Here is a 17613-nt window from a genome sequence, read left to right on the forward strand (position 1 = left end):
CGCTCGCCACGGCCTGCGCGCCCTCGTCGGGCGACAGCTTCGTTGCCGGGACGCTCGCGTCGATCGAATGCCATGCGCAGACGATCGGCAACGCCGGCTATCTCGCGCTGTCGGCGCCGGGGTCGAGCATCATGGCCTTCCTGACCGCGATGCTGACGATCTTCGTCGCGCTGATCGGATATCGCATGTTCGTCGGGCGCGGGCCCGACCTGGGCGGCGGGCTGCTGATCTTTGCCAAGATCGGCATCGTGCTGGCGCTCGCGACGAGCTGGCCCGCCTTCCGCACTTTGATCTATGACGTCGCGATCGACAGCCCGGCGCAACTGGGTGCCAGCGTGGGCGGAGCCGCTTCGCTGACCGGTGGCGGCGCCGCGCTCACCGACCGCCTGTCCGAAACCGACCGCGCGCTGCGCACGCTCAACGCCTGGGGCATTGGCTCCGAGCCGAACCGCGCGGGGGTCAGCGACGATCAGGGGATCGAACCCGACACCACCTATGAGACCAAGGCGCTCGGCGCCGCGCGCATGAGCTTCCTGACCGGCGCGATCGGCAGCATCGCGCTGACCCGTCTTGCCGCTCGGCGTATTGCTCGCGCTCGGGCCGCTGTTCATTGGCTTCCTGCTGTTCGATGCGACGCGCGGGATCTTCGGCGGCTGGCTGCGGGGGCTGATCGGGCTGACGCTCGGTACCACCGCGAGTTCGCTGGTGCTGGCGGTCGAAACGGCGATCGTCCAGCCGCGGGTCGTAACGCTGATCAACCTGCGCGCCTCGGGCTATTCGATCGCGGGATCGGCGACCGAATTGCTCGTGCTCGGTATCGCCTTTGCCATCGTCACGCTCGCGGTCCTGCTCGTCTCCTTCTATGTCGCCGCGGGGCTGCGCCTGCCGAGCTGGCAATGGACCCGGCAATATCTGCCCGCCTCGCTCGGCGGCGCGGCTTCGGGGGCGGGCCAGCGCCTGCTGCCGCAGCCCGCCGATCGCGCCGACCCGCGCTCGCGCGCCGCGGTCGTCGTCGATGCGGTCGAGGCGATGCAGCGCCGCGAAGCCTCGGCGGGCGCCGGTGCGGGCGGCGGCGGCCGTGACCGCGCCCGTGCGGTCGCCAGCGCCGCCGCTTCGACATCCGGGCCCAATCCGCAGCGCGCGCCGATCGACACGGGCGGAGAGGCCCCCGCGCGCCGCCGCACCACCGGTCGCAGCTCGACCAGCGCAAGCCGTCGGGACACACGCTGATGAAACAGGATATGAAACAGACTCGCGAAGACTATCTGCAGGCCGCCCAAAGCTGGGGCGCTGACCGGCACGACGAACTGACCAGATCGCGGCGGACGGCGTGGATCGTCGCGGGCGTGGCCGCGGCGATCGCGCTGTTCGAGGCGCTGGCGCTCGTTTTCCTGACCCCGCTCAAGACCGTCGAGCCCTATACCCTGCTCGTCGATCGCCATACCGGCTATGTCCAGGCGCTCAATCCGCTCGAACCCGCGCGGGTCAACGGCGACACCGCGCTGACGCAGAGCTTCCTCGTCCAATATGTCATCGGGCGCGAGAATTACGACGTCGATTCGATCCAGAACGACTATCGCAAGATCGCGCTGTGGTCGGCTGACAGGGCGCGCAGCGACTATCTGGCGCTGATGCAAGCGAGCAATCCGGCCAGCCCGCTGGCAAAATATCCCCGTAACACGGTGGTCGAGACGCAGGTGAAGAGCGTGTCGCCGATCAGCGCCAATGTCGCGCTGGTCCGCTTCGATACCCGTCGGCGCGACGCCGCGGGGGACTGGCAGCCCGCGCAGAGCTGGGTCGCGACGATCAAATATCGCTATGTGGGCGAGCCGATGAAACAGGAGGACCGCGTCTTCAACCCGCTCGGTTTCCAGGTGACGAGCTATCGCCGCGATGCGGAGATGCTGCCTGCCGCCGCGCCGGTGGAAACCCGCCCGGCGGTCGCCGGCGGCACCCCCGCTCCGGGCGCCGTTGGTAGCGAAGCCCTGCCGCAGCCCCCGGCAGGGCCGCCGCGCAAGGGCGATGTCGTCAAGGTCTTGCCCAACGGTACGCAGGTCACGCTATGATCCGGCTAGCGCCCGCGCTGCTTTTCGCGCTGGTCGCCCTGCCCGCCGCCGCGCAGGTCGATCCGCAACCGATCGGTCCCGATGCGGCGATCCAGGGGGTGACCTATGCCGAGGGCAAGGTGGTCCGCCTCACGGCCGCACCAGGCTATCAGTTGACCGTCGAGATCTCGCCCGACGAGACGATCGAAAACATTGCGGTGGGCGACAGCAGCGCCTGGCAAGTATCGCCCAGCCGCCGCGGCGACCGCATTTTTGTCAAACCGCTGCAATATGGCATCTCGACCAACATGACGGTCGTGACCGGCACCCGTACCTATTTGTTCGAACTATCGCCTTCGAACTATGGCGGCGCGGGTTCGGCGCAGATCGTGCGCTTCGCCTATCCCGAAGCGGCCCCGGTCCTGACCCTGCCCGACGAGCAGCGTATCGACCAGGGCCTCTACAAGCTGACCGGCGTGCCGGAGCTTTTCCCGACGGCGATCAGCGAGGATGGTGCACGCACTTTCATGCAGTGGAGCGAGGATGCGACGCTGCCTGCGGTCTATATCGTCGATGAGCTCGGGCAGGAAAAGCTCGTCGATGCGATGATGCGCGACGGCATATTGACGATCGACGAGGTGGTGCCGCGCCTCGTCTTCCGTCTCGACGGCAAGATCGCCCGCGCCGTGCGGCGCAGCCCGGCACGCGCGAAATGACCGATACCACCGTTCCCCAGCCCGCGAGCACCGGCCCCGTTGTCCGCCGCCCGCGCCAGGGTCTCCCGACCCCGCTGCTGATCGGGCTGGCTTTGCTTGCGGCGGCCATACTCTTCGTCGCGCTCGAAAGCAGGCGCCACAGCGCCGAGGCGCCCGCGGTCGCGGGGACCGGCACCGCGATCATCGCCTCGCCGCCGCCGCTCGCCCTGCCCGACTATCCGCAGCCGCCGGAATATCTCGCGGTACCGCTGGCGCCCGAACCGGACACGCAGGTTCCGAAAGCGCCGCCGCCGCAGCCGCAGATCGTCTACATGCCGTCGCCGCCGCAGGGGCCGCCGCAGGTCTTCGATCCGCCGGCCCCGCCGCCGCGCGCGGTCGGTGGCGGCTCGGTGCTCGTCTACGACGGCGCCGCCGCCAATACCGGCGCCAATGGTTCGGGTCAGGACGGCGGGTCCGACCAACGCCCCGCCGGGACCACGCCGGGCGAGGCGCCGCGCGTTCGCGCCGGCGTGCTTGCCAACCGCTCGACCACGGTCGTTCAGGGCTCGCTGATCCCGGCGGTGCTCGAAACGCCGCTCGACAGCTCGCGTCCCGGCTTCTCGCGTGCCATCGTGTCGCGCGACGTGCGGAGTTTCGACGGCAGCCGCGTGCTGATCCCGCGCGGCAGCCGCCTGATCGGCGAATATCGCTCCGAAGCGACGCAGGGGCAGAAGCGCGCCTTCATCACCTGGACCCGGCTCATTCGTCCGGATGGTGCCACGATCACGCTCAATTCGCCCTCGGGCGATCCGCTCGGCCGTGGTGGGCTGAAGGCCAAGGTCAACAGCCATTTCTTCTCGCGTTTCGGCGAAGCGATCCTGCAATCGGTGCTCGACATCGGGGTCAATGCCGCCGCGAGCGCCACCAATTCGCCGGTCGTGATCCTGCCGGGCGGCACGGGGGCACAGCGCCCGCAGCCCAACAACATCGCGCCGACGCTGAAGGTGGCGCAGGGCACCAGCATCTCGGTTTTCGTCGCGCGCGACCTCGACTTTTCGGGCGTGGAGCGCCGGTGACATGAGCAATGTCGCGGCCTTGCCGGACGACCGCGTCTATTTCCGCAGCTATCTGGCGCCGCTAGCGCCGCTGCTCGGCCGCAGCGATATCACCGACATCTATGTCAACCGCCCGGGCGAAGCCTGGGCCGAATCGCTGACCGGCAAGATCGAGGCCCACGATATTCCCGCGCTGACCGAGCAGATACTCGAACGGCTGGCGCGGCAGATCGCGGCGCTTTCGCATCAGGGGATCAACCGCGAGCATCCCCTGCTGTCCGCGACCATGCCCGACGGCGCGCGCGTTCAGATCGTCGCACCGCCCGCCACGCGGGGAACCATGGTGCTGGCGATCCGCAAGCATGTGTCGCCCGATCTGCGGCTCGACGATTACGCGGACAGCGGCGCCTTCGCCGAAACGCGTTCGGGGCGCGTCGGCGATGCGGACGATATCGACCGGAAACTGCATGGTCTGCTCGATGCGGGGGATATTCCCGCACTGCTCCGCGCGGCGGTGCAAAACCGCAGGAATGTCCTGATCTCGGGCGGCACCTCGTCGGGCAAGACGACCTTTCTGAACGCGCTGCTGCGCGAAGTGCCGGAGCGCGAGCGGCTGATCCTGATCGAGGATACGCCCGAAATCACCATTCACCACCCCAACGCCGTGGGCCTGCTCGCCGCGCGCAGCGCGCTGGGCGAAACGCATACGACCGCCGAGGATCTGCTCAGCGCCTCGCTGCGCCTGCGCCCCGACCGCATCATCCTCGGCGAACTGCGCGGTCCGGAGGCCTTTTCCTTCCTGCGCGCGGTCAACAGCGGCCACCCCGGATCGATGACGACGATCCACGCCGACAGTCCCGAACGCGCGATCGAGCAGCTCACCTTGCTTGTGCTGCAAGCGGGCAGCCGCCTCGACCGCGCCGACGTTCATCATTATGTGCGCTCGACCGTCGATGTCTTCGTCCAGCTCGGCCGCAGCGGCGGCAAGCGGCATATCAGCGAAGTGAAATTGCGCGAGGGGTAAGAAAAAGGGTGTCCGGTCGATCGACCGGACACCCTCCTGATCCCGATGGCTTGCCTTGCCTATTTCTTGAGCACGGTTCCAGTGAAGCTGCCATCCGTGCCGTTGCCGGTGACCACATTGTCGCCGTAAGTTAAAATCGCCGCGCCGTTCGATGTCAGGACACCCGTTCCGCTGTTCTGGGTGATGGTGGTGCCGCCCACTTGCACCCCTGCTCCATTGGCCGCCAGGATACCGTTGACGCCGCCTGAGATCACACTGTCCTTCACCGTCAGCTGAACGCTGCTGTCGGTGGACGGCGCAGCATAGATAGCGATGCCCGTATCGGCGAACAGACTGTTCGAAACACTGCCTTTCACTTGGGAGCCAGCGCTTGCGCCGATGGAAAGACCGATGGAGAGATTGTCGCTGAAGCGGACATTGTCGATCCAGAAGGAGGCGCTGCTATTGGTGGAGGAACCGGAACTCACGGCAATGCCGTTATTGGATCCCCCAGAGACCGTGCCACCGCTGATCGACGCATTTTCGACCGTCAGCGACGCACCGGCATTCTGCGGGCGAAAAAAGATTGCCCTGACCTGAAAACCGCGAAAGCCCGAATTGCGGATGATCACGCTACCGGCCCGGACAACGTCAACACCGTTCAACCCCGAACCCAAGCCCTCGAAATCGAGGCCGCTCAGCAGCACGACATCGGTCGGGGCGGCCTGGATGACGATGCCGGTACCGCTCGCCACCAGGATACCGCCGATCGTCTTTTCACAAATGATCGAGATCGACTTGGTGACCGTCACCGCCCCGAAACTGCCCGGATCGAGGCAATTGATCTCGCCTCCCGCCGCCGTCTTCGATATCGCCCCCGCAAAGGTCCGGCACGGCGCGGTGCGGCTGCACGGATTGGCGTCGTCGCCGACGCCCGAAACCCACGTGCGCGTCGCCTGCGCCGATGCCGGCGCGGCAAAACCGATCGCTCCCGCCGCCAGGGCGACGGCATAGAGCAGGATATTCATCCAACGATTCATGGCGATTCCCCCCAAAGTGATGCCATCGGGAACGCGGAGCCGGTGCGCATCGCCCCGGCCCCGCGACCCAAGCTCACTGCTTGCCGCACGGTCGCCGTGAAAGCACCGTTGTTGTTGTTTCCGACCAGCACATTGTCGCCGAAGCTGACGAGGTTCCCGCCGGTCAGCGCGCGGACGCCGTTGCTGTTCTGCGCGATCGAGTTGCCGGTCGCATTGATCGTGGCGTTGGCGCCTTCGGCAAGGAGACCGGAACTGCTGTTGCCGCTCACCACGCTATCGATCAGCACGACGTTCGCCGTGCCGCCGCCCGCCGCCGAGCGGGCGTAGACGCCGATCTGGTTGTCGGCGATGACGCTGTTCGACACCGTCGCCTTGATGCTCGAACCGGCGTTGGCCGCGTCGAAGCGGATGCCGCCGCGGTTGTTGTCGGTGAGGCGGATATTGGTGATCGCGACGGTCGCCGCCACATTGGCCGCCGGCTGGACGAGAATCCCGCCGGTCGTGCCACTGGTCGCTCCATTATCGACGATGGTAACATTATCGACGACCAGCGTCGCCGCGGGCGACGTGGGCGCGAAATTGATGCCGTAGCCGCCTGAACCGCGGAAGCCGCGGATCGTCGAATTCCTGAGGTGCAGGCCGACCCCGCTGGTGAAACGGATGCCGTTGGTGCCGAGTCCCAAGCCCTGAATGTCGAATCCGCTGAGCAGCACGACATCGTTTGCGCCGACGACGATGTTGATCCCGTTGCCGCTCGTCAACAGAATGCCGTCGAGCACGCCTTCGCAGATCAGCGAGATCGACTTGGTGATCGTCACCGCGCCGAAACCACCCGGATCGAGGCAATTGATCTCGCCGCCCGCGGCGGTTTTCGAAATCGCCCCGGCGAAAGTCTTGCACGGCGCCGTCCGGCTGCACGGGTTCGCGTCGTCGCCGACGCCCGAAATCCAGGTGCGCGTCGCCTGCGCCGAGGCTGGCGTCGCCAGCGGGATGGCAAGCAACGCAACGAATGCGGCCACCAAGCCGCGCCATACATATTTGTTCATCGATACACCCCCATCATCGTCCCGAAGCCTGGTCAAGGCCAGCCGGAACGTGTTCCCACAATGCACCGATCGGAAGAAACTGACTCGCGCGACCCCCGCTGCGCATCTCCGACGGACATGGAGATTCGGTGCTCTCTCGAAGCTGCCGTCTCCTGCGGAGACCATGGCAGGACTGATCATGGGTAGCAAGTGCTTAACCAAGGCGGCGCGGCGCGTCTTCCATCCGGCCAACCGGCTAATATCATGACGGTTTCCGCCCCGTCTCCCGCTGGCGCGCGACACAGGGGTTGCCAGATCGGCGGAGCGCCGCTAGGGGCGTCTGCCTCAGCGAGGAGAGTTGGCTGAGTGGTCGAAAGCGTCGCACTCGAAATGCGAAGTGCTTGAGCAACGGTACCGAGGGTTCGAATCCCTCACTCTCCTCCATTTCCCTGACCCGACCAGCCAGGCAGAGCTGCCTTCCCGGCCAGCGGGCGGATGGCTCCGCCTAGCGAATGGCGACGAGCGATGGCGCCGACAGCGCCGCGACGACCGCACCCGCGATCAGGAGCAGCACGACCGCCACGACAATTACCACGATGGTGTAAGTCAGCGCCTTGTCTGCGGGCGCCTCAAGACCGGCAGGCCGAGGCAAAGGATATACCGGCCAAAGACGCCGCCGATCCATCCCGCCTGTCCCGGTACAGGCCGCAACCTTCAAGGCCCGCACCTGATCCTTCCGCCCGCCAAAGCTCGACACGAGGCCCCGGAGCCGGGTTGATCGGAATACCTGCCGCTCGGGCACACCAACCCGACTTGCCAACACCTCTGCAATCATCGCCGCAGACGGATTCGGCAGAGTGAATGTAACGGGCTTGAAACAGGAAGGAATAGCCATAGATTGAGTTCATGACTTCCGAATCCTCCATCGCGTTGCCAGCCGCATGGATACAGGGCGCTCGCGGCGCCGCTGATCGACCGTGCGCACTTTGCACCTGGCGATATCGTTCGCCACCGCCTGTTCGACTTCCGCGGTGTCGTGTTCGATATCGACCCCGTCTTTGCGAACAGCGACGAATGGTATGAAGCGATCCCGGAGGCCATGCGCCCGGTTAAGGAGCAGCCCTTCTATCACCTGCTCGCCGAAAACGAGGATCTGTCCTATATCGCCTATGTCAGCCAGCAGAATCTGGTTGCGGACGGCGACCATGGCCCGGTCGATCATCCGCAGATCGACGCGATGTTCGACGGGCTCGAGCACGGGCGCTACCGCCTCCGCGCCATCCACCGCCATTGACCCGGTCGGTCAGGCCTTGAGCTTCCAGCCCGAGGCGAGCAGCCGATAGGTGAAGATCCCCAGCACCGCGTTGACGCCCGCCAGCACCAGCACCGCGGTCAGTACCGGATTGGCGATCGTCGAATCGACCGTGCCGATGAAGCCGTAGCGAAATCCCATGATGGCGTAATAGACCGGGTTGGCATGCGCGACGGCCTGAAAGCCCGGTGCGAGCCGGTCGATCGCGTAAAAGGTGCCCGACAACAGCGCCAGCGGCGTGACGACGAAGTTGGTCACCGCCGCCGCGTGGTCGAATTTTTCGGCCCAGACCGACGTCATCAGCCCCAGGAAACCCAGCATCGCGGCGCCGAGCACCCCGAAAACGACGACGGCCCAGAAGTGGTCGGGCATCACGTGCACGCCGGGCCACAGCAGCATCGCCAGCCACAGCGCCAGCCCGACCAGGATCGCCCGCGTCACCGCCGCCCCGATCAGCGCGACGATGAGCTCGCCGACGCCAAGCGGCGGCATCAGATAGTCGACGATCGTGCCCTGGATCTTGCCAACGAGCAGCGAGAAGGAGGAGTTGGCGAAGCTGTTCTGCAGCATCGCCATCATGATCAGTCCAGGCGCGACGAAATCGGCAAAGGGAACGCCGATGACCGTGCGCCCCGCCCCGCCCAGCGCGACGGTGAAAATGACGAGAAAAAGGAGCGTGGTGATCGCTGACGCCCAGATTGTTTGCAGCTGCACCTTGAAAAAGCGCCGCACCTCTTTGACATATAGCGCCTGCATGCCCGGAACGTTGAGCGTCCGGATATGCGGTACGCCGGGCTCCGCAAACGGAGGCGTCGCGGCGAATTCACCCGGCACGGTGCCCGAGTCGGGACGCGAAATTTGGGGCTGGTCGTTCATGGCGTTCTCGCCTATCGCCTCCCCGACTTTCCCGCAAGCTGGGCTACGACGGTCGCATTTCGCAAGGAACGGCCGAACCGCCCGCACGGCGGCAGATGAGGATTTGAAGAATGTCTTGGACCGACGAGCGCATCGAGCAACTGCGCAGCATGTGGGAAAAGGGGCTGACCGCCAGCCAGATCGCCGACGAACTCGGCGGGGTCAGCCGCAATGCGGTAATCGGCAAGGCGCATCGCCTGGGCCTGAAATCGCGCCCCTCGCCGGTGAAGGCGACCGAAAAGGTCAAGCCGGTGAAGGCCCCCACCGCGCCCGCCGCGCCGAAACCGGTCGCCCCGGCCGCCGCAACGCCGCGCGCCGTCGCCCCCGCCCCTGCCCGCCCGGTCGCCCCGGTACGCGCCGAATCCAAGCCCGCGTCCCGGCCGGACGGCGATCACGGCGGCGGCGTCGAAGCCGCGCCGAAGCCCGATATGCCGCGGATCGTGTCGATCGGCCCCGGCGGCTTCATCCGCCAGGGCCCCGGCGACCAGCAGGCCCCGATTCCGCCCGCGCCGCCGCGCCGTCTGGTCCCGGCCAAGCCGAGTCCCGAAATCGCGGGAAAGACGACGCTGCTCGACCTCAACGACCGCATCTGCCGCTGGCCGATGGGGCATCCGGGCGAACCCGACTTCCATTTCTGCGGCGAAGCGGTGAATCCCGGCTTTCCCTATTGCGTCGAGCATTGCGGCCGCGCCTATCAGGCGCAGCTGCCGCGCGGCACGCGCCGCCCGCCGCCGCCGCCGCCGTTTGGAGGCCCCCGGGTCCGGTAAAGGGCGTCCGTTGAGGCCATTCACGCAGGATTTCGCCTTTGCCCGCGCGCTTGGCCTCGAGATGGTCGAGCGCGGCGACGGGCGCTGCACGATGGCGATCGACATCGACGCCGAACGGCATTTCAGCCCGCAACGCGCGGCGCACGGCGGCGTCGCCTACAGCCTTGCCGACACGGCGATGGGCGGCGCCCTTACCAGCCTGCTCGGCGACGAGCAGTGGTGCGCCACGCTCGAAATCAAGTTCAACTACCATGCACGGACCGTGGAAGGACGGCTGACCTGCGAAGCGGAGGTCCTCCACCGCGGCAAGCGCATCGCCAATGTCGATGCGCGGCTCTATCAGCACGGCAAGCTGGTCAGCAGCGCCAACGGCAATTTCGCGATCTTCGCAGCGCCGACCGCTTGACGTGGAAAAGGCGCCAGACCTCCTGCAGGTCCGGCGCCTTCCCCCAATCTTCCGCGGCGTGCCAACTCTCTAGAAGCGGAAGTTCAAACTCGCCCGCACGCTGTGGGTGCGAAAATGATCGTCGCCGCGCTTGATGTCGGTCCCGCCGCCGTCGAGCAGGAAGGGGTTGGTCGGCGGCGCTGTCCCCGGCCCGACATTCACCACGAAATCATCGTCCTGAATGTCGGTGTAGAGATATTCGAGGCCGAGCGAGATGTTCCGCGTCAGCATCGCCTCGGCCCCGCCGCCCGCGACATAGCCCCAGCCGTTGGTGCGGCCGTTGTCGGCGAAGCTGTTGACGCTGTTGGTGGTCGAGAAGCGGTTGTCGAGCTTGGCATAGGCACCGCCGCCCGTCGCATAGAAGAGCACCCCGCCACCAGGCGTGTAGCTCGGCGCGGAGCCGCGCATTGGCCTGATAATCGGCCGAGCGGTTGAAGCGGTAAGCCGCCGGGGTCGACGAGAAGCCGGTCACGCTGTCGCGCGCCTCGCTGCGGCCGCCTTCGATCACCGCGCCGAGCACGAAATTGCCCATGCGCTTGTCGTAACCGAGCTTGCCGTAATATTCGAAACCATCCTTGTCGTTGCGGCAACCGACGTTGGCGGTGCTGGTCGGCGAGCCGCCGCAGAAGCCCGGCGAAAAGGCATCGGCGCCGCCCGACGTATTGACGGTGTCGTCAAAGGTGCCGTCGCGATTGGTATCGAAGACCAGCGTCTCGCGCGCATCGTTCGGCTGGACCGTGTAACCGCCGGTGACGCCGATATAGGGACCGTCGAAGTCCTGCGACTTGTCGCGATCGCTCTGCGCAAGCGCCGACTGGGCGAGCGCCATTGCAGCCGCCGAAGCGGCGAAGAGGGACAGGATTTTCATGATTTAACTCCGCTTTTTGAAGGACTTTACGTCGGCGGAGAAACCCGTCCCGGACAAGCGGGGTTCCCTCCTGTTCGCAAAACGGGGCGAACCGAGTGGTCGGTGCCGGTGAACGGCGGCGCCGCGGGCCGGGTCAGGAAAACAGCTTGCGGTCGCGCGCGCGGACCGGGATGTCCCAGAATTTGGCCCACCAGGCGACCTCTCCCGGAAGGCGCGGCGGCTTCTTGAGCGTCTTGGCCTCGCCGCTGTGCGAGGCCTTCGCCACCGAGAGGCGGAATTGATAGCTGTCGAACAGCCGCAGCGCCTCGACCATATAGGCGGTGGCGATTTTCCGGTCGCGGATGACCAGCAGGTTTTCGCCGTTCGACAGGTCGGCGGGCTTCGAGAAATTGAAACTGCCAAGATAGACGCGCGCGCTCGGGCGGTCGAAATCGATGACGACGAACTTGTGGTGCATCTTGACCCCGAAACCGCCCGTGGCCTCGGACCGGAACGGTTCGGGCAGATTCTTGGTGAGCGCCGAGGGCGCCACCGGCTGCGGATTGCCGTCGGGCGGCACCAGGATCAGGCCGAGCTTCTTGTCGGCCATGCCATAGACGAAGATGTCGGGATCCTGGGTGACCGTCTCGATCGCCTGACGCACCGCACCGCCGGTCTGCGCCAGAAAGGCCAGCGAATAGAAGAGACTCGATTCCGCCGTTGCGATGTCGGCACCGATCGCCGCGAGCGTCGCATTGCTCGCCTTGTGCGGCGACATGGTGATCTCCGCGTCAAGACCGGCAATCTGAAGCGGGCGCCAGGCCGCACTGGCGCTCGCGGTGAACCCGCTCGCGCTGCCCGGCCAATAGGAATGGAAAGCCTCCATCTGCTGCGCGACGATCGCGGCGCCGCGCACGATGACCGCATTGTTCGCCTGCACATAGAAGCCGCGCCACGAAAAATTTGTCGACCCCAGCACGACCGCCTGCGTGACCGGACCATCGACGACGATCATCTTGTTGTGCTGCAGATTGCCCATATGCTGACGGCGAACCTGCGCACCCGCGGCGGTCAGCCGCTCCGCCGCCACGCTTTCGGCCGAATGCGCCTCGCCCTTGTCGCTGCTGTCGTCGATGATGATCGACAGTTTCGGCCCCATCTGCACGAACAGGGAGACCAGTTCGGGCAGATTGAGTTCATAAGCAACGACGGCAACCGCTGCGCCTTCGGTGATCGCGCTATTTAGCAGAGCGAGTATCTCGGCACGCGCCTCGAACCCCATCCAGCCATAGGCTTCCGCGGCCTGCGGATGCGTCGGCACGAAGCCGATCCCCTCGTCGGCGCTTTTCGGAATCAGCCCGCCGAACGCCGCTTCGCCGCCGAAACGATCGACGAAGGATTGCGACGACACATAGCCACGCGTGAAGGCGATGTTGAGCGCACCGGGCATCGTCTTGGAATGGAGGTCGATCTCGGCCTCCTGCGCCTCGCCGCGCGCCAGCACCCCGGACTCGTTCATGAACATCGGCGTCACGCGATAGGCGAACTTGCCCGGCTGATCGCCGACGCGCGGGAAATGGATCCAGCGGAAAACCTGAAACGGGGCCTCGGTGCTGGGATATTGCGGCGCCGCGCTGGCCGGATCGCGCGGCAGCATCCGGTCGGCAAAGGCGATGCGATTGCGCACCGGCCAATAACGGTCGCCGCCCGGATAGCGAAACTCGATCGAAAAGCCGACGAAATCGTCCCCCGGAGGTCCGTCTTTCCAGTCCATCCCGATCAGGACCATGCCCTCGCCGCGATGCAGGGCGAGCTTGAAGAGCGCCGCGCTGTTGCGCCCACGTACCAGCCAGTCGTTCGCCATCGCCGCCTCCCCGCCTTCCCGGACCCGACCGATAGCAGATGGCGCGCCGCGCGTATGGGACGAAAGCGCCACAGACGCCCTTGCCACGCCGACTCCCCGGCCCCTATAGCATCGTCATGAGTCACGATTTGTTCGACGGCAACACGCCCGCCACCGACAGCTACAACGCCTCGCAGATCGAGGTGCTCGAAGGGCTCGAACCGGTGCGCCGCCGCCCCGGCATGTATATCGGCGGCACCGACGAGCGGGCGCTGCACCATCTCGCCGCCGAGGTGATCGACAACAGCATGGACGAGGCGGTCGCCTAGCCACGCCAGCCGGATCGAAATCATCCTCGACGTCGGCAACCGGCTGACGGTCGTCGACAACGGCCGCGGGATGCCGGTCGATCCGCATCCCAAATTCCCCGGAAAATCCGCGCTCGAGGTCATCATGACGATGCTCCACTCGGGCGGCAAGTTCGAGGGCAAGGCCTATGCGACCTCGGGCGGCCTCCACGGCGTCGGGGTCAGCGTCGTCAACGCGCTGTCGACCGACACGGTGATCGAGGTCGCACGCAACAAATTGCTCTATCGCCAGCGTTTCTCGCGCGGCACGCCGCTCGGCGGACTCGAAGAGCTCGGGCCGACGCCGAACCGCCGCGGCACCAGCGTCTCCTTCATCCCCGATCCCGAAATCTTCGGCGACCATGGCCGCTTCAAGCCGCAGCGCCTCTATCGCATGGCGCGCTCGAAAGCCTATCTGTTCGCCGACGTCGAGATTCGCTGGAAATGCGCGCCCGAACTGATCGGCGACGACACCCCGGCCGAAGCGGTCTTCCAATTCCCCGGCGGCCTCGCCGATCACCTCAAGGAACAGATCGCCAGCCGCGAATGCGCAACCGCCGAACCCTTCGTCGGGCGGCAGGAGTTTCCGGGCGACCAGGGCCGCGCCGAATGGGCGATCGCCTGGCCGCTCTGGTCCGACGGTTCGTACAGCTGGTATTGCAACACCATCCCGACCCCGGCGGGCGGCACGCACGAGGCGGGCCTGCGCGCCGCTCTCACCAAGGGGCTGCGCGGCTTCGGCGAGCTGATCGGGCAGAAGAAGGCGGCGCAGATCACCGCCGAGGACGTCTTCAACGGCGGCGAGATGATGCTGTCCATCTTCATCCGCGACCCGCAGTTCCAGAGCCAGACCAAGGACCGGCTGTCGAGCCCCGAGGCCGCGCGCCTGACCGAAAACGCCATCCGCGACCATTTCGACCATTTCCTGTCGGACAATATGGACCGCGGCCGCGCGCTGCTAGGGCTGATCCTCGAACGCATGGACGAGCGGCTGAAGCGCAAGGCCGAGCGCGAGGTGAAGCGCAAGACCGCGACGAGCGGGCGCAAGCTGCGCCTGCCCGGAAAGCTCACCGACTGTGCGAACGACGGCCCTGAAGGCACCGAATTGTTCATCGTCGAGGGCGACAGCGCAGGCGGCAGCGCCAAGCAGGCGCGCGACCGCAAGACGCAGGCGATCCTGCCGATCCGCGGCAAGATCCTCAACGTCGCCAGCGCCAGCTCGGACAAGATCCGCGCCAACCAGGAAATCGCCGACCTCGCGCTCGCGCTCGGCTGCGGGATGCGCAAGGACTGCGACGCCGAGCGGCTGCGCTATGAAAAGATCGTGATCATGACCGACGCCGATGTCGACGGCGCGCATATCGCAACCTTGCTGATGACCTTCTTCTTCCAGGAAATGCCCGACATCGTGCGCAACGGCCATGTCTATCTGGCACAGCCGCCGCTCTATCGTCTGACGTCGGGCAGCACCTCGGCCTATGCCCGCGACGACGCGCACCGCGCCGAACTGGAATCGACGCTGTTCAAGGGCAAGAAGGTCGAAGTCGGCCGCTTCAAGGGGCTCGGCGAGATGAACCCGAACCAGCTCAAGGAAACGACGATGGACCCCGCGACACGCTCGATGCTGCGCGTCACGCTGCCGCAGGAATATGAGGAGCGGCATCTGGTGAAAGACCTCGTCGACCGGCTGATGGGCAAGCATCCCGAGCATCGTTTCCAGTTCATCCAGGCCAATGCCGCGACGCTCGACGAAGCGGCGATCGACGCCTGACGGAAAAAATTTCGTCCCCTCTGTCAGAAATCCGCGCCGCGCCCGACTAAAGGGACATGCGACGCGAAAAGCTGGAGACCGGGGTGAAAGAAAGCGAGCAGGATGGCCTATTCGCCGCGGCGATGGCGCAATATGGCGGCGCAATGGCCCGTCTGGCGCGCGGCTATGAGGCCGATCCCGATCTGCGCCGCGATCTCGAACAGGAATTGCAGGTCGCGCTCTGGCGAAGCTTCGTCCGCTTCGACGGCCGCTGTGCGATCAGTACCTGGGTCTGGCGCGTCGCGCACAATCGCGCGACATCCTATGTGCTGACACGCAAACGCCAGAAGACTTGGTGCAACATCGAGGATGTCGAACTGTCCGACGATGCACCCTCGCCATCCGACCGCGCCGAAAACGAAGAAGCCATGGCGCTGATCCTGTCGATCATCGACCGGCTCGACCCGCCCGACCGCCAGATATTGCTGCTCTATCTCGAAGGCGTCGCGGGCGCCGAGATCGCCGAGGTGACGGGCGTGACCTCCGATGTCGCCGCAACCAAAATCCACCGCTTCAAGACCATGCTGGCGCGCCGCTTCGCTGCGACCGGAGACGTTCGATGACCGACTATGAAGACGATTTCAGCCTGCGCGCGCTGTGGCAGACCGATGACGTCGCCCTCGCCCCGCTTCCCCTCGACGAGATCAAACGCCGCGCGTCGCGGCTCGGCGACGTCGTCCGGCGCCGCAACCGCGTCGAATATGGCGCCGCCGCGATCGTGCTCGTCGCCTTTGCCCTCTATGCCGTCATCCTGCCCGGCGCGCTGTTCAAGGTCGCCAGCCTGCTGGTGATCGCCGAGCGTGCTGGTGGTGGTCTGGCAGCTTGCGCGCCGCACGTCGCGGCCAGACGCCGATGCCGAGGCCGCTGACGTGCGCGCCTATTACCGCGCCCGGCTGGTTCGCGAGGAACATATGCTGGCACGCGTCGGCATCTGGTATCTCGCTCCGCTGGTCCCCGGGCTCGTGCTGTTCATGACCGCGCAGGCGATCGTCACCGGCATGGCCACGCCGCTCGGCCTCGCGCTCTACGCGGGCCTTCCCCTGCTTCTTTTCGCCGGCGTCTGGTTGCTCAACCACCGCGCCGCCGCCATGCTCCGCGCCCAGATCGACCGCATCGACCGCGCGGCGGCGCCTATTGGAGACAGCGAATGAAACCCTTCCTGACGGCCTTGCTCGCAGTGGCGCTGACCCTGCCCGCCCCCGCGGCGCTCGCGCAGCAGATGCCGGAGACGGCAAACAGCGCCGCCACGGCCTTCGATCGCCGCGCCGCGCAGCTCGTCGATCTGCTGACCGGCAAGGTCGCCTTCGCCGATTATTTCGACCCGACCTTCCAGACCGCCGTGCCCGAAGCGCAGTTCGACGCGATCGCCGCCAGCCTGATCGCGCAATATGGCCAGCCGCTCGCGGTCGAGAAGGCGACCTCGACCGACGGGCGCTCGGGAACGGTGCTGCTGCGCTTTGAGAAAGGCGTCGGCACGGTCCTGCTCGACGTCGAAACCGGCACCGATGAAAAGGTGACCGGGCTGCGCATCGCCCATTTCGAAGTGAGCGGCGACAGCTTCGACAAGGCGACCGCCGAAATCGCGGCGCTTCCGGGCGCTACCGCCTTTCTCGTCGCCGAACTCGACGGCGAGTCGGTGAAGCCCCTCTCCTCCCGCAACGCCGACCGGCAACTGGCGATCGGATCCACTTTCAAACTCTACATCCTCGACGAACTCGCCGCGCAGGTGGCCGTGCGGCGAGCGCCGATGGTCCGATGTCGTGCCGCTCAGCCACGCCAGCTTCTCGTCCGCCGCCACCGCCAACTGGCCAAAGGACACGCCCGTCACGCTGCAGACGCTCGCCAACTGGATGATCTCGGTCAGCGACAATGGCGCCACCGACACGCTGATCCACCTGCTCGGCCGTGACAGGATCGAGGCGCGGATGAAGGGCAGCGGCCACAGCGCGCCCTCGCGCAACATCCCCTTCCTCACGACGGTCGAGGCCTTCGCCCTCAAGGGCAATAATTTCGCCGAGGAACGCGCCGCCTTCATCGCGGCCGACGACGCGGCCCAGCGCAAGCTGCTCGATGCGAACAGGGAACGGCTGACCCTCGACAATATCGACGGCGTCAGCTTCAGCGGCGGCCCGCGTTTCATCGACAGCCTCGAATGGTTCGCGAGCCCCGACGATATCGCGCGCGCTTTCGTCGACCTGCGCTCGACGCGGATCGCGGGAAGCGATGGCGGCGATGGCGATCAACAACGGCGTCGGCCCGGCCGCAGCCGCCGACTGGTCCTATCTCGGCTACAAGGGCGGCTCCGAACTCGGCGTGCTGTCGATGAGCCTGCTCGGCCAGCGCAAGTCCGACGGCAAATGGTATGTCGTCACCATGGGCTGGAACAATCCCGATGCGGCGGTCTCGACCGACACGATGGTCGGATTGGTCACCCGGCTGCTCTCCCTCGCGGCGAAATAGCCGC

The 17613-nt window shown here is 66.3% G+C and carries 20 protein-coding genes, 1 tRNA gene and 4 pseudogenes; 17 read left to right on the forward strand and 8 right to left on the reverse strand.

Features of this window, described 5'->3' with window-relative positions; translation table 11 throughout:
- Positions 1-97 precede the first annotated feature (97 nt).
- Positions 98-286 carry a hypothetical protein gene (locus N0A20_RS07300; RefSeq protein ID WP_260583230.1) on the reverse strand — a complete coding sequence of 63 codons (189 nt, stop codon included), beginning with the start codon at positions 284-286 and terminating at the stop codon, positions 98-100.
- Between N0A20_RS07300 and N0A20_RS20585 the strand changes: the two are divergent.
- The 6 genes and pseudogenes from N0A20_RS20585 to virB11 all read left to right on the forward strand — a co-directional run.
- Positions 210-365 (forward strand): annotated as a pseudogene (locus tag N0A20_RS20585) (hypothetical protein); the annotation flags it as partial. The gene N0A20_RS07300 and the pseudogene N0A20_RS20585 sit on opposite strands and share 77 nt — an antisense overlap.
- A gap of 205 nt (positions 366-570) precedes the next feature.
- Positions 571-1230: a type IV secretion system protein gene (locus tag N0A20_RS07305; RefSeq protein ID WP_260583231.1), complete on the forward strand. Its 660-nt coding sequence runs from the start codon at positions 571-573 to the stop codon at positions 1228-1230.
- 11 nt (positions 1231-1241) lie between these two features.
- Complete coding sequence (locus tag N0A20_RS07310; protein WP_260583232.1) at positions 1242-2066, forward strand: virB8 family protein; 825 nt, start codon at positions 1242-1244, stop codon at positions 2064-2066.
- Positions 2063-2761 (forward strand): TrbG/VirB9 family P-type conjugative transfer protein, encoded by a 699-nt coding sequence (locus N0A20_RS07315; RefSeq protein WP_260583233.1) that lies wholly within the window; start codon positions 2063-2065, stop codon positions 2759-2761. Before N0A20_RS07310 ends, N0A20_RS07315 begins: the two co-directional genes overlap by 4 nt.
- On the forward strand, positions 2758-3816 hold the full coding sequence (locus N0A20_RS20050; protein WP_312846618.1) for a TrbI/VirB10 family protein: 1059 nt from the start codon (positions 2758-2760) through the stop codon (positions 3814-3816). The genes N0A20_RS07315 and N0A20_RS20050 overlap by 4 nt, the downstream gene beginning before the upstream one ends.
- A 1-nt stretch (position 3817) precedes the next feature.
- Positions 3818-4819, forward strand: a complete 1002-nt coding sequence (gene virB11 / locus N0A20_RS07330) for a P-type DNA transfer ATPase VirB11 (protein ID WP_260583234.1) — start codon at positions 3818-3820, stop codon at positions 4817-4819.
- Between the two features lie 59 nt (positions 4820-4878).
- Here the strand turns inward: virB11 and N0A20_RS07335 are convergent, their stop codons facing one another.
- Entirely contained in the window at positions 4879-5826 is a 948-nt protein-coding gene (locus N0A20_RS07335; protein ID WP_260583235.1) for a right-handed parallel beta-helix repeat-containing protein, read from the reverse strand.
- A gap of 8 nt (positions 5827-5834) precedes the next feature.
- Complete coding sequence (locus tag N0A20_RS07340; protein WP_260583236.1) at positions 5835-7115, reverse strand: right-handed parallel beta-helix repeat-containing protein; 1281 nt, start codon at positions 7113-7115, stop codon at positions 5835-5837.
- 100 nt (positions 7116-7215) lie between these two features.
- Between N0A20_RS07340 and N0A20_RS07345 the strand changes: the two genes are divergently transcribed.
- Positions 7216-7307 (forward strand) — tRNA-Ser (locus N0A20_RS07345).
- 61 nt (positions 7308-7368) lie between these two features.
- On the opposite strand, the gene N0A20_RS07350 is transcribed toward N0A20_RS07345, so the two are convergent.
- On the reverse strand, positions 7369-7758 hold the full coding sequence (locus N0A20_RS07350; protein ID WP_260583237.1) for a hypothetical protein: 390 nt from the start codon (positions 7756-7758) through the stop codon (positions 7369-7371).
- Between the two features lie 72 nt (positions 7759-7830).
- Here N0A20_RS07350 and hspQ point away from each other — a divergent pair, with 72 nt between their 5' ends.
- Positions 7831-8157 carry a heat shock protein HspQ gene (gene hspQ / locus N0A20_RS07355; protein ID WP_260583859.1) on the forward strand — a complete coding sequence of 109 codons (327 nt, stop codon included), beginning with the start codon at positions 7831-7833 and terminating at the stop codon, positions 8155-8157.
- A gap of 9 nt (positions 8158-8166) precedes the next feature.
- Here hspQ and N0A20_RS07360 read toward each other — a convergent pair whose 3' ends face one another.
- Entirely contained in the window at positions 8167-9051 is an 885-nt protein-coding gene (locus N0A20_RS07360) for an ABC transporter permease (protein ID WP_260583238.1), read from the reverse strand.
- A 110-nt stretch (positions 9052-9161) separates the two neighbouring features.
- Between N0A20_RS07360 and N0A20_RS07365 the strand changes: the two genes are divergently transcribed.
- Positions 9162-9857, forward strand: coding sequence for a GcrA family cell cycle regulator (locus N0A20_RS07365; protein ID WP_260583239.1), 696 nt, complete (start codon positions 9162-9164; stop codon positions 9855-9857).
- Between the two features lie 10 nt (positions 9858-9867).
- The gene (locus N0A20_RS07370) at positions 9868-10263 is read left to right on the forward strand and encodes a PaaI family thioesterase (protein WP_260583240.1); all 396 of its coding nucleotides are present in this window, start codon (positions 9868-9870) and stop codon (positions 10261-10263) included.
- 69 nt (positions 10264-10332) lie between these two features.
- Here the strand turns inward: N0A20_RS07370 and N0A20_RS20590 are convergent, their stop codons facing one another.
- Together N0A20_RS20590 and N0A20_RS20595 are read right to left on the reverse strand one after the other, a co-directional pair.
- A complete protein-coding gene (locus tag N0A20_RS20590) occupies positions 10333-10533 on the reverse strand; it encodes an outer membrane protein (RefSeq protein ID WP_409574814.1) in 201 nt (66 codons plus the stop codon).
- A 9-nt stretch (positions 10534-10542) separates the two neighbouring features.
- Positions 10543-10710 (reverse strand): annotated as a pseudogene (locus N0A20_RS20595) (hypothetical protein); the annotation flags it as partial.
- A 188-nt stretch (positions 10711-10898) separates the two neighbouring features.
- On the opposite strand from N0A20_RS20595, the gene N0A20_RS07380 reads away from it, so the two are divergent.
- Positions 10899-11045, forward strand: coding sequence for a hypothetical protein (locus tag N0A20_RS07380; RefSeq protein ID WP_260583242.1), 147 nt, complete (start codon positions 10899-10901; stop codon positions 11043-11045).
- Between the two features lie 258 nt (positions 11046-11303).
- Here N0A20_RS07380 and N0A20_RS07385 read toward each other — a convergent pair whose 3' ends face one another.
- Complete coding sequence (locus N0A20_RS07385) at positions 11304-13013, reverse strand: phospholipase D-like domain-containing protein (protein WP_260583243.1); 1710 nt, start codon at positions 13011-13013, stop codon at positions 11304-11306.
- A gap of 116 nt (positions 13014-13129) precedes the next feature.
- Between N0A20_RS07385 and parE the strand changes: the two are divergent.
- From parE to N0A20_RS20060, 6 genes and pseudogenes are all read left to right on the forward strand, one after another.
- Positions 13130-15110 (forward strand): annotated as a pseudogene (gene parE / locus N0A20_RS07390) (DNA topoisomerase IV subunit B).
- A 56-nt stretch (positions 15111-15166) separates the two neighbouring features.
- Positions 15167-15712: an RNA polymerase sigma factor gene (locus N0A20_RS07395; protein ID WP_260583244.1), complete on the forward strand. Its 546-nt coding sequence runs from the start codon at positions 15167-15169 to the stop codon at positions 15710-15712.
- Positions 15709-16017, forward strand: coding sequence for a hypothetical protein (locus tag N0A20_RS07400; RefSeq protein WP_260583245.1), 309 nt, complete (start codon positions 15709-15711; stop codon positions 16015-16017). The genes N0A20_RS07395 and N0A20_RS07400 overlap by 4 nt, the downstream gene beginning before the upstream one ends.
- Positions 15959-16300, forward strand: coding sequence for a hypothetical protein (locus tag N0A20_RS07405; protein ID WP_260583246.1), 342 nt, complete (start codon positions 15959-15961; stop codon positions 16298-16300). Before N0A20_RS07400 ends, N0A20_RS07405 begins: the two co-directional genes overlap by 59 nt.
- Before the next feature lie 609 nt (positions 16301-16909).
- Positions 16910-17032, forward strand: a pseudogene (locus N0A20_RS20055) (hypothetical protein); the annotation flags it as partial.
- Between the two features lie 349 nt (positions 17033-17381).
- On the forward strand, positions 17382-17609 hold the full coding sequence (locus N0A20_RS20060) for a hypothetical protein (RefSeq protein WP_312846668.1): 228 nt from the start codon (positions 17382-17384) through the stop codon (positions 17607-17609).
- The last annotated feature ends 4 nt before the right edge of the window (positions 17610-17613 follow it).

Origin of the sequence: Sphingopyxis sp. PET50, from assembly GCF_025244705.1 — a bacterium.
Lineage (GTDB): Bacteria > Pseudomonadota > Alphaproteobacteria > Sphingomonadales > Sphingomonadaceae > Sphingopyxis.